General features: G+C 55.0%; 11 protein-coding genes. 6 read left to right on the top strand and 5 right to left on the bottom strand.

Translation table 11 applies throughout. The features are described from left to right. A partial coding sequence (gene cysQ / locus FDW95_RS09555; RefSeq protein ID WP_249359006.1) for a 3'(2'),5'-bisphosphate nucleotidase CysQ occupies positions 1-648 on the bottom strand: 648 nt, incomplete at its 3' end. A gap of 189 nt (positions 649-837) precedes the next feature. Here cysQ and cpdB point away from each other — a divergent pair. Next, entirely contained in the window at positions 838-2,781 is a 1,944-nt protein-coding gene (gene cpdB, locus FDW95_RS09550) for a 2',3'-cyclic-nucleotide 2'-phosphodiesterase (RefSeq protein ID WP_115259600.1), read from the top strand. Between the two features lie 95 nt (positions 2,782-2,876). Here cpdB and FDW95_RS09545 read toward each other — a convergent pair whose 3' ends face one another. Then, complete coding sequence (locus tag FDW95_RS09545; RefSeq protein ID WP_115260000.1) at positions 2,877-3,251, bottom strand: helix-turn-helix domain-containing protein; 375 nt, start codon at positions 3,249-3,251, stop codon at positions 2,877-2,879. Between the two features lie 88 nt (positions 3,252-3,339). Here FDW95_RS09545 and FDW95_RS09540 point away from each other — a divergent pair, with 88 nt between their 5' ends. The 3 genes from FDW95_RS09540 to FDW95_RS09530 all read left to right on the top strand — a co-directional run bounded on the left by FDW95_RS09540 (position 3,340) and on the right by FDW95_RS09530 (position 6,134). Further along, the gene (locus FDW95_RS09540) at positions 3,340-4,194 is read left to right on the top strand and encodes an SDR family oxidoreductase (protein ID WP_115259601.1); all 855 of its coding nucleotides are present in this window, start codon (positions 3,340-3,342) and stop codon (positions 4,192-4,194) included. A gap of 74 nt (positions 4,195-4,268) precedes the next feature. After that, a complete protein-coding gene (locus FDW95_RS09535) occupies positions 4,269-5,093 on the top strand; it encodes an AraC family transcriptional regulator (protein WP_115259602.1) in 825 nt (274 codons plus the stop codon). A 75-nt stretch (positions 5,094-5,168) separates the two neighbouring features. Beyond that, the gene (locus FDW95_RS09530) at positions 5,169-6,134 is read left to right on the top strand and encodes a DMT family transporter (protein WP_115260001.1); all 966 of its coding nucleotides are present in this window, start codon (positions 5,169-5,171) and stop codon (positions 6,132-6,134) included. Positions 6,135-6,198: 64 nt separating this feature from the next. On the opposite strand, the gene FDW95_RS09525 is transcribed toward FDW95_RS09530, so the two are convergent. Beyond that, a complete protein-coding gene (locus tag FDW95_RS09525) occupies positions 6,199-7,770 on the bottom strand; it encodes a methyl-accepting chemotaxis protein (protein WP_115259603.1) in 1,572 nt (523 codons plus the stop codon). A gap of 245 nt (positions 7,771-8,015) precedes the next feature. Between FDW95_RS09525 and ytfE the strand changes: the two genes are divergently transcribed. Beyond that, entirely contained in the window at positions 8,016-8,678 is a 663-nt protein-coding gene (gene ytfE / locus FDW95_RS09520) for an iron-sulfur cluster repair protein YtfE (RefSeq protein WP_115259604.1), read from the top strand. 63 nt (positions 8,679-8,741) lie between these two features. Here the strand turns inward: ytfE and cycA are convergent, their stop codons facing one another. Then, a complete protein-coding gene (gene cycA / locus FDW95_RS09515) occupies positions 8,742-10,151 on the bottom strand; it encodes a D-serine/D-alanine/glycine transporter (RefSeq protein WP_137363484.1) in 1,410 nt (469 codons plus the stop codon). A gap of 309 nt (positions 10,152-10,460) precedes the next feature. Then, positions 10,461-11,081, bottom strand: coding sequence for an FKBP-type peptidyl-prolyl cis-trans isomerase (gene fklB / locus FDW95_RS09510; RefSeq protein ID WP_170972983.1), 621 nt, complete (start codon positions 11,079-11,081; stop codon positions 10,461-10,463). A gap of 219 nt (positions 11,082-11,300) precedes the next feature. On the opposite strand from fklB, the gene FDW95_RS09505 reads away from it, so the two are divergent. Continuing rightward, positions 11,301-11,951, top strand: coding sequence for an OapA family protein (locus FDW95_RS09505; RefSeq protein WP_096758557.1), 651 nt, complete (start codon positions 11,301-11,303; stop codon positions 11,949-11,951). Positions 11,952-11,961 lie beyond the last annotated feature (10 nt).

Raw genomic sequence — 11,961 nt, 5'->3', positions numbered from 1 at the left:
GGCTGCCGCAGCAACGGCGTGGCCTGCTGCGGTGTCCCAGACGTTGGTCGGCCCAAAACGCGGGTACAGCTGTGCCTGCCCTTCTGCCACCAGGCAGAACTTCAGCGATGAGCCAATCGACGTGGTCTGGTGCTCACCGAGCTGTTGCAGATACTCTTTTAGCTCGTTGTCGGCATGCGAACGGCTTATCACCACCAGCGGTGGACGCGCGTCGCGCACCTGGATTTGTTTGTGCACGCCGCACTCTTCTTTCCAGGCTTTACCTTCGGCCGCGCTGTACATCACCTTCATTACCGGGGCATATACCACGCCCAGTACCGGTTTTCCTTTCTCGATCAGCGCGATATTAACGGTAAATTCACCGTTACGTTTGATAAACTCCTTGGTACCATCCAACGGGTCAACCAGCCAGTAACGCTGCCAGTGCTGGCGGATATCCCAGCCCGGCGGGTCCTCTTCTGACAACACCGGTATATCCGGCGTCAGCGCCTGTAATCCTGCAAGGATCACCGTGTGCGCGGCAATATCCGCCGCCGTGACCGGAGAATCATCCTGCTTGCTGGTGATTTCTATCGGTTTGATTCCATCGTAGACCTGCATAATGGCATCGCCCGCGTTCCGTGCAAGCTGGCATACATGTTCTAGCATTCTCCACCTCATTTATAGCAGCGGTGTTAACTCGTTGTTTTACTTATACCCGATCGTCAGAGGATCCGCCAACTGTGATAGCGCCTGCGGTTTTAAACGCTCTATTCATGGCATGATTCACACTTCTGTAAGCAATAAGCTGTATATACATTTTCTTTTGTGGCCTGGTTCTAAAAAGGATGCCCTCTGATGATTAAGTTTAGTGCAACGCTTCTGGCCACGCTGATAGCGGCCAGCGTGAATGCCTCAACCGTCGATCTGCGCATAATGGAAACCACTGATTTGCATAGCAATATGATGGATTTCGATTATTACAAAGATACGCCAACGGAAAAATTCGGTCTGGTACGTACGGCAAGTCTGATCAATGCCGCCAGAAATGAAGTCAAAAACAGCGTACTGGTCGATAACGGCGATCTGATTCAGGGCAGCCCGCTAGGAGATTACATGGCGGCGAAAGGGCTGAAAGCCGGCGAAACGCACCCGGTTTATAAAGCGCTGAATACGCTGGATTACGCGGTCGGCAACCTCGGCAACCATGAATTTAACTACGGTCTGGAGTATCTGCATAAGGCGCTCGCAGGCGCGAAGTTCCCTTACGTTAACGCCAATATCATCGACGTTAAAACCAAAAAACCGCTTTTTACCCCCTATTTGATTAAAGACACCGAGGTGGTCGACAAAGAGGGTCACAAGCAGACGCTGAAAATTGGCTACATCGGTTTTGTGCCACCGCAAATCATGACCTGGGATAAAGCCAATCTCAGCGGCAAAGTGACAGTGAATGACATCACCGAAACCGCACGTCAATACGTACCGGAAATGCGGGCCAAGGGCGCGGATGTGGTCGTCGTGGTGGCTCACTCGGGCCTTTCTGCCGACCCGTATCAGGCTATGGCGGAGAACTCGGTTTATTACCTCAGCGAAGTACCGGGTGTTGATGCCATCATGTTTGGTCATGCTCACGCCGTGTTCCCAGGGAAAGACTTTGCCAACATCAAAGGCGCAGATATCGCTAAAGGTACCCTGAATGGCGTTCCGGCAGTAATGCCAGGCATGTGGGGCGATCATCTGGGCGTGGTGGATTTGGTGCTGAATAACGACAGCGGGAAATGGCAGGTCACCCAGGCGAAAGCTGAAGCCCGCCCGATTTATGATGCGGCGGCAAAAAAATCCCTGGCCGCTGAAGACACAAAAATCGTTGAGATCCTGAAAGCCGACCACGACGCCACGCGCGAATTCGTCAGCAAACCAATCGGTAAATCGGCCGATAACATGTACAGCTATCTGGCACTGGTGCAGGACGATCCAACCGTGCAGGTGGTGAACAACGCGCAAAAAGCTTACGTTGAACGCTTTATTCAGGGCGATCCGGATCTGGCGAAACTGCCGGTACTTTCCGCCGCCGCACCGTTTAAAGTGGGCGGCCGTAAGAACGATCCGGCCAGCTTTGTTGAAGTGGAAAAAGGCCAGCTCACCTTCCGCAACGCCGCCGATCTGTACCTCTATCCCAACACGCTGGTAGTGGTAAAAGCCAGCGGTAAAGAGGTGAAAGAGTGGCTGGAATGTTCCGCAGGACAGTTTAATCAGATTGATATTCACAGCAGCAAACCGCAGTCGCTGATCAACTGGGATGGCTTTCGTACCTATAACTTCGACGTGATCGACGGCGTAGACTATCAGATTGATGTGTCACAACCCGCCCGCTACGACGGCGAATGCCAGACGGTCAACCCGCAGGCAGAGCGTATTAAGCATCTGACCTTTAACGGTAAACCTATCGACCCGGACGCTACCTTCCTGGTAGCAACCAATAACTATCGCGCCTACGGCGGTAAGTTTGCTGGTACCGGCGACAGCCATATCGCCTTTGCCTCACCGGATGAAAACCGCTCGGTGCTGGCCGCGTGGATAGGGGCCGAGACGAAGCGTGCCGGTGAAATTCACCCGGCGGCGGATAATAACTGGCGTCTGGCGCCGATCCACAGCGAGACGAAGCTGGATATTCGTTTTGAAACCTCGCCGTCCGATAAAGCCGCCGCGTTTATCAAAGAAAAAGGACAGTATCCACTGCAAAAAGTCGCCACCGACGATATCGGTTTTGCGATTTATCAGCTGGATTTGAGTAAGTAATTTTAGTGCTGGATGCGACGCAATAGCGTCTTCTCCGGCCTACGCATGAAGCCGACTTGTAGGCCGGATAAGCGCAGCGCCATCCGGCACATCGTTCACCCCGGGATCCGCTGCGCCAAAACCTGCGGTAAATTCATTTCGATCCAGTCCGCCAGTGCGGCGACTTTATCACTCACCTGCTCACCCAACGGCGTCAGACTGTATTCCACATGCGGCGGTACCACCGGATACGACACCCGGTTGATAAACCCGTCTTGCTCCAGCGCCTGTAAGGATTGCGCCAGCATCTTTTCACTGACACCGCCCATCTTACGGCGCAGATCGCTAAAACGGTGCGTGCCGTCGCGCAGCGCCACCAGAATCAATACTCCCCAACGGCTGGTAACGTGTTTTAACACCTCGCGGGAAGGACACTGTTCAGCAAATAAGTTGCCGTCGCGCAGTTGCTGAGAAAGCGTCGAATCTGTCATTTTCATACTTACCTTTTTGTGCGTACTTACTAAAAGTAAGTTTAGGTGTTAGCGTGAGTCAACACAAGACAAAAACCTGGAGTTCCTCATGATTGCGATTACCGGCGCCACTGGCCAACTGGGCCAACACGTTATTGAAAACCTGCTGAAAACCGTTCCCGCCAGCCAGATTGTGGCGATTGTGCGTAACCCAGCTAAAGCCGCTACCCTCAGCCTGCAGGGTATTACCGTCCGCCAGGCGGATTACACCGACGAAGCCGCCTTTACCACCGCGTTGCAAGGCATCGACAAACTGCTGCTGATCTCCTCAAGCGAAGTCGGACAGCGTACCCCACAGCACCGCAACGTGATCAATGCGGCGAAATCTGCACGTGTGAAATTCATCGCCTACACCAGCCTGCTGCATGCCGATACCTCCCCGCTGGGGCTGGCAGATGAACACGTGGCAACCGAGAAGATGCTGGCAGAATCCGGCCTCGATTACGCGCTGCTGCGTAACGGCTGGTACAGCGAAAACTATCTCGCCAGCGCCCCCGCAGCCCTCGAGCACGGCGTGTTTATTGGTGCCGCCGGAGACGGCAAAATCGCCGCCGCCACCCGCGCGGACTACGCTGCTGCCGCCGCGCGCGTCATCAGTGAAGAAGGCCATGCCGGGAAAATCTACGAGCTGGCGGGAGATGAAGGCTGGACGCTGAGCCAGTTGGCCGCCGAACTGGCTCAACAGAGCGGCAAAAAAGTGGTGTATCAGAACCTTAGCGAGGCCGATTTTGCCGCCGCGCTGAAAGGGTTTGGCCTGCCTGCCGGACTGGCAGAGATGTTGGCCGACTCTGATATCGGTGCCTCAAAAGGCGGGCTGTTTGACGACAGCCATACGCTGAGCACACTGATTAAACGCCCGACCACATCGCTGGCGGAGAGCGTCAGCGGCATCGTAAACTGTTAAAATTTGGTTAATTACGGTGGCATCCCCGCGCATCCTCTCTGATAATGATAAGACGATGTGTGGGGAGAGATAACGTGCAGGGTGTACCTGAGCAGTTTATTGATGAGAAAGACAGCGCCCGTTTTCGCCATCTGGCGCAGATACCGGGCGTTGAGCTGTATCATGCGCATATCTCGCGTTACGCGTTTGAGCCTCATACCCACGAAGCGTTTGGCATTGGCGCGATCGAAGCCGGCGCCGAGCGTTTTCGCTATCGTGGCACCCAGTACGTGGCACCGGCCCATTCCGTCGTGACCATGAATCCCGATGAGCTGCACACCGGCGAGGCTGAAACCGCCGACGGCTGGCGCTACCGGATGATTTATCTCGACCCCTCTCTTCTGCAAGAGGTCACCGGGATCCGCCACTGGTGGTTCCATGATGTGACGCGCCACGATCCCCACCGTTCACGCCAGATCTGTTCGCTGATCCACGGGATGTGGAACACCGAGGATCCGCTGGCACAAAAAGGATTGCTGCTCGATCTGATCGACACCTTCCAGCCACTGGCTCGTCATGCGCCGGTGTCGCAGGAAGGCGCGCATCGCTTTGATCGCGTGCGCGAATATCTGCATGATAACTACATGCACCCGGTTACGCTCGACGAACTGGCTCGCGTGGCTGCGCTCAGCCCCTGGCATTTTCAGCGCCAGTTCAAACTGCACTTTCACGTCACCCCGCATCAGATGCTCATGGCTGTGCGCCTGTGGCGCGCCAAAGATTTTCTCACGCGCGGTATGCCCGCCGCCGACGTTGCTGCGGCAACCGGCCTGACCGACCAGTCGCACCTCACCCGCGCGTTTACCCATCGCTACGGTATTACGCCTGTGCGTTATCAGAAGCAGGTTTATTCGCGCTAATGCGCAATCTCATACAATACAGCGGCGTTTTCCCTGCCTACACTCGGCGCAATGTTCAATGATGTGGATGTCAAAATGATTAGCGGTGTGTTGTACGCCCTGCTGGCGGGGTTGATGTGGGGGCTGATTTTTGTCGGGCCGTTGATCGTGCCGGAATACCCGGCAGTATTACAGTCGATGGGACGCTACCTGGCGCTGGGGCTGATTGCCCTGCCGCTGGCCTGGCTGGGTCGCGGACGTCTGCGTCAGCTATCGCGCAAGGACTGGAGAACCGCTCTGGCTCTGACGATGATGGGCAACCTGATTTATTATGTTTGTCTGGCCAGCGCCATTCAGCGCACCGGTGCGCCGGTCTCGACGATGATCATCGGCACGCTACCGGTAGTGATCCCGGTCTTCGCCAATCTGCTCTATAGCCAGCGTGACGGTAAATTATCCTGGTGGCGCTTGGCCCCGGCGCTGGTGCTGATCGGCATTGGCCTGCTGTGCGTGAATATTTCTGAGTTGAATCAGGGGTTACCTGATTTTAGCGGCTGGCGCTACGGGTCGGGTATCGCCCTAGCACTGGTTTCCGTGGTGTGCTGGGCATGGTATGCGCTGCGTAATGCCCGCTGGCTGCGTGAAAACCCCGATAAGCATCCGATGATGTGGGCCACCGCCCAGGCACTGGTGACGCTGCCCGTTTCTCTGCTCGGTTACATTGCGGCCTGCCTGTGGCTGAACGGGCAAACGCCGGACTTCTCCCTGCCCTTCGGCCCGCGTCCAGGCGTATTTATCGGCCTGATGGTCGCCATTGCGGTGCTGTGTTCGTGGGTGGGGGCATTGTGCTGGAACATCGCCAGCCAAAAGCTGCCAACGGTGATCCTCGGGCCGTTGATTGTATTCGAGACGCTGGCGGGACTGCTGTATACCTTTATCTTGCGCCATGAAATGCCGTCGGCGCTGACGATTAGCGGCATCGCGTTATTGGTTATCGGTGTGGTGGTGGCCGTCAGAGCCAAGCCGGAGAAACCGAGCGTCGTCGTGGTTCCACAACCATAATGTGCCGAATGGCGCTGCGCTTATCCGGCCTACGCGATAATTCCTTGTAGGCCGGATAAGGCGTTTACGCCGCCATCCGGCGCGACACTTTAAACACCGCAACGGTCTGATTCAGGCGTGACGCCTGTTCTTCGAGCGCCGCCGCCGCTGACGCGGATTCTTCCACCAGCGAGGCGTTTTGCTGCGTCACGCGATCCATCTCGGCAACGGCCTGACCAACCTGATCGATTCCCCGACTCTGCTCATCAGAGGCCGAAGCAATCTCACCCATGATATCGGTCACGCGGGTGACGGCGCTGACGATCTCCGCCATTGTTTCACCCGCCTCATGCACCAGTGCGGTACCGGCGTTGACCCGATGACCAGAATCATCAATCAGGGCCTTAATCTCTTTAGCCGCCTGCGCGCTGCGCTGCGCCAGAGTGCGCACTTCTCCTGCTACTACCGCAAAACCACGCCCCTGTTCACCGGCGCGTGCAGCTTCTACCGCCGCGTTCAGCGCCAGAATATTGGTCTGGAAGGCAATACCGTCAATAACAGTGGTAATTTGCGCGATTTTGCTGGAACTGGTGGCAATTTCATCCATGGTACGCACCACGCCATCAACCACCGTGCCGCCTTTTTGCGCCGTCTGCGAGGCATTTTTTGCAAGGCTAGTCGCCTGTCGTGCATTATCCGCATTCTGTCTCACGGTAGCGGTGAGCTGTTCCATGCTGGCTGCCGTTTCCTCCAGCGATGCGGCCTGCTGTTCGGTACGCGAGGAGAGATCGTTACTGCCCGCGGCGATTTCACCCGCCCCGGTGTAAATGGTATCGGCCCCATCACGCACCACGCTAACCGTGTTCGCCAGCGACTGCTGCATATCGCGGACGTTACGTGCCAGCAGCGCCATTTCATTGCTGCCGTCAGCACTGATGCTGTGGGTCAGGTCACCTGCGGCAATATGGCGAATATGTTCCATCACCTCGCGCAGTGGCTTCAACAGCACGCGCTGCATGGCTATCCAGCTAACGACAATCACCGTGACCACAATCAGCATGACGGCAGACAGCAACCAGATAATTTTCTGGTAGTCATTCTCGTTATCCTGCACGCCCGCATTTGCCAGCGCTGATTGTGCCGCACGCCATTCCTGATACACACCCTGCATTGCCGTCTGCTTTTGTTCAGCATTCTGTTTGAACATCTCTTCCAGTTTGCCTTCCGCCAGCAGCGCGTTCATTTTGGCAAGCGTGGTCGAATAAATGCCGTACTGCTCTTCCAGTCGATCAGCCAGATGTTCATCCAGACCCGGCGTTTCCGGCAACGCATAGTATTTATCGTAATGCTCTTTCGCTTCTGCCAGCAGTCGATTTGCCGTGCTTACCAGCTCTGTTAGCTGCCCGCCGTTCACCTCGCTGGCCATCGTGCCCTGCAGACGCAGCATGCCCCGGTTGAGCGTGACGCGCGCCTGGTTCAGGCTAATCCACGCATCGGTAAACTCGGCCACGTTCTGGCTGGAAAGCTGAGACACGTTAAAATTTTGCTTATCGTTGTTGAGTGCGCCAATAAAAACGCCTGCGGAGATGAGCTGCATCGCGCCCAGGGAAAGTAACACGGTGATAAGTAAGGTTATCACTTTGATTCGTTTGAACATCTGTTGCCTTTTTATTATGCAGGTATTGTCTGAGGTCTAACTATCGGCAGCCGCGCCCGCTTATTTAATCTTCTGACGCGGCTTTTTTCGCCGTTTTACGCCTTTTCAATAAGATTCAGCAGGTTAACGGTATAAGAAATTTTCGTGACAGCCATCACAAATCCCACCACCCCGAAAGGGGTATATCCTTCGCTATAAGTTGCATTTAAAATACATCTTATATTATTGAGAATGAGGTAACGGCTATGTCTTATCGCGATCAACCTTTAGGTGAACTGGCGCTCTCTATTCCTCGCGCTTCGGCACTGTTTCGTAAGTACGATATGGATTACTGCTGCGGCGGTAAGCAAACGCTGGCACGCGCTGCCGCACGTAAAGAGCTGGATGTCGAGGCTATCGAAGCCGAACTGGCGAAACTGGCTGAGCAACCGTTGGAAAAAGACTGGCGCAGCGTGGCACTGGCAGAAATTATCGACCATATCGTCGTTCGTTATCATGACCGCCACCGCGAACAGCTGCCGGAACTGATCCTGCAGGCCACCAAAGTTGAACGCGTGCACGCAGACAAGCCAAACGTACCACGCGGTCTGGCGAAAAACCTGACCATGCTGCATGACGAGCTGTCCAGCCACATGATGAAAGAAGAGCAGATCCTGTTCCCGATGATCAAACAGGGAATGGGTAGCCAGGCGATGGGGCCAATCAGCGTGATGGAAAGCGAGCATGACGACGCCGGTGAGCTGGTCGAAGTGATCAAGCACATCACCCAAAACGTGACGCCGCCGCCGGAAGCCTGCACCACCTGGAAAGCCATGTATAACGGCATTAACGAACTGATCGACGACCTGATGGAACACATCAGTCTGGAAAACAATGTGTTGTTCCCGCGTGCCCTCGCTGGTGAATAAAAAGGGCGCCTGAGAGCGCCCTGATTGATGAAGCATTAGAGCCGCGTCGCGGCTCTTTTTTTATTAACGTACACCTGCCATACGTTTCTTACCGATAAACAACCAGCCCAGCCCCAGCGCAATGAACCACAGCGGCGTGACGATCAGCGCCTGACGGGTATCTTCTTCCAGCGTCAGCAGTACCAGCACGAACACGAAGAACGCCATGCACACCCAGCACATCACCTTGCCCCACGGCATTTTGTAAATCGACTTCTCATGCAGCTGCGGACGCTGTTTGCGGTACACCAGGTACAAGCAAAGAATGATGGTCCAGACAAACATGAACAGAATCGCCGATACGGTGGTGATCATGGTGAACGCACCGATTACGCTCGGATTAACGTACAGCATCACCACACCGCCCAGCAGGCAGATACAGGAGAAGGTTAAGCCTTTCGCCGGAACAGCACGTTTGGACAGCTTGGCGAACGCTTTCGGTGCCACGCCTTCCTGCGCCAGACCGAACAACATACGGCTAGTCGAGAACACACCGCTGTTCGCAGAAGACGCCGCAGACGTCAGAACCACAAAGTTAATCAGGCTCGCCGCCGCCGGTAAGCCGACCAGCACGAACAGTTCGACAAACGGGCTCTTGGTTGGAACCACCGAGCCCCACGGGGTGACGGACATAATCACAATCAGCGCGAACACGTAGAACATGATGATACGGATTGGAATCGAGTTAATCGCACGCGGCAGGGATTTCTCCGGATCTTTGGTTTCCGCCGCTGTCGTCCCGACCAATTCAATACCCACGAACGCAAACACCGCAATCTGGAAGCCCGCAAAGAAGCCGCTCAGACCTTTCGGGAACCAGCCACCGTCATTCCACAGGTGGGTGAACGATGCCTGAACACCAGTAGGTGACTGGAAGTGCGTCAGTACCATCACCAGACCAACCACGATCAGGCCGACGATGGCGACAATTTTGATCATCGCAAACCAGAATTCCATCTCACCAAACATTTTCACCGTGGCGAGGTTGAGGACCAGCAGCAGAATGATTACCGCCAGCGATGCCACCCAGTCGGATAGCCCAGGGAACCAGAATTGCGCATACGCGGTAATGGCAACGACGTCCGCCATCCCGGTCACGACCCAGCAAAACCAGTAGGTCCAGCCGGTAAAATACCCAGCCCACGGCCCGAGCAGGTCAGAGGCGAAATCACTAAAAGATTTGTATTCGAGATTCGAGAGCAGCAATTCTCCCATTGCGCGCATCACGAAAAACAGCATAAAACCGATGATCATATAAACAAAGATGATCGACGGCCCGGCGAGGCTGATGGTTTTCCCGGAGCCCATAAACAGGCCGGTACCGATAGCGCCACCAATGGCAATAAGTTGAATATGACGGTTTGTGAGATTGCGCCGCAGCGACTGTTCAGACGAAGCCTCTTCGTCGGCAACGACTTTTACCTGATCTACCATGTTTTTTTCTTCCTGTACCTGTCTGTGTTGTTCAGGCTCTACGGCCTTTGGTGTGTCTATGATACGACGATCCCGTTATCAGGACTCATCGATATTAGGTAAGAATTGGCGGGATGAATACTAAGATTTAGATATAATGTTAATTTTATGTTTAAAGTGAGTGTCATATCACTCTGATAGCGCGAATCAGCTCACAAAAATACGCGCAAGCGCGCTATTTGCAAGATAAAATATCGACATCGGTATAACTATAGCTTTTCACGCTATTTTTCTGCTCCCCCCAAGGCTGAGGGGAACAGAAGTCACTGCTTACAGGATTTCAAGCAGCTCAACGTCGAATACCAGCGTGCTGAACGGAGGAATGGACGCACCCGCGCCACGCTCACCGTAGGCCAGTTCCTGAGGGATAGTCAGCTCCCATTTGGAACCCACCGGCATCAGGGTCAGCGCTTCAATCCAGCCAGGGATAACGCCGTTAACCGGGAATTCAGCCGGTTCACCACGGGCAACGGAGCTGTCGAACACGGTACCGTCGATCAGCTTACCGGTGTAGTGCACGCGTACACGGTCGGTACGTGCCGGAATAGCCCCTTCGCCCTGCGTCAGAACGCGGAACTGCAGACCGGATTCAGTGCTGTTTACACCCTCTTTCTCACGGTTTTCTTCCAGATATTTGACGCCATCAGCAGCCATAGACTGGAAACGCTCACGACGGACCGCATCAGCACGTTCGTGGATTTCACGCAGCGCACGGTGAACAACGTCAACCGGCACAGCTGGATGTTTGCCTTCCAGCGCGTCAGCAATACCCGCAACCAGCGCTTCAGGCAACAGCCCTTCCAGACCGGATTCGCTCAGCTGCTGTCCTACCTGCAAACCAATGCCGTAGCTTGCTTGCGCTTCGATAGTGTCAAAAGTCGGGGTGGCCATCATATTTCCTTTCATCGGAGGTAAAGTAGCGGGCAGCATAGCAGCCATGCCGCATCCGGTAAAACTTTGTCTCGGGAACAGATGACAAATCGCGAGGAAACATAAACAATAGGAATATCCCGCGTTGACGTCACGAAAGCGGGCATGAAGGCAAATATCATAGAATCAGGCATCTATACTCTATGATTCAGGAACGAGACGCGGAGCAGGAGGAAAGCCATGCCCGGGCGCTTTGAATTAAAACCAACCCTGGCGAAAATCTGGCATGCACCGGACAATTTTCGCATTATGGACCCGCTACCGCCTATGCATCGCCGCGGCATTATTGCTGCCGCTATCGTGCTGGTGATAGGTTTCCTGCTCCCTTCCAACGATACCAGCGATACTCCTGCGGTCACACGTGATGCCCAGTTGGATCTCCAGTCGCAATCGCAGCCACCCACTGAAGCTCAGCTGCAGGCGCAGCTGGTCGCTCCGCAAAACGATCCGGGTCAGATGGCACCGGTCGCACCGGAACCCATCCAGGAAGGCGATCCCGATGCGCAGCCGCAAGCCCAGCAGTCCCAGCCTCAGACGCAGCCTTTTCAGCCCGATAGCGGGATTGACCAACAATGGCGTACCTACCGTGTAGACTCCGGAAAAACGCTCGCCCAGGTGTTCCGTGACCATAATCTTCCACCGACCGATGTGTATGCCATGGCGCAGGTTGAAGGTACCGGAAAACCGCTGAGCAACCTGAAAGACGGTCAGATGATACAAATCAGGCAGAATGCCAATGGCGTGGTCACGGGGTTAACCATCGATACCGGCAACGGCCAGCAGGTGCTGTTTACCCGTCAGCCTAACGGCAGCTTTATTCGCGCACGTTAAATGTACTGAT

Origin of the sequence: Citrobacter sp. wls718 (assembly GCF_005280945.1) — a bacterium.
GTDB classification, from domain to species: Bacteria; Pseudomonadota; Gammaproteobacteria; order Enterobacterales; family Enterobacteriaceae; genus Citrobacter; species Citrobacter gillenii.
Note: the sequence above shows the minus strand (reverse complement) of the source record. Positions and strands in the feature narration are given on the sequence as shown.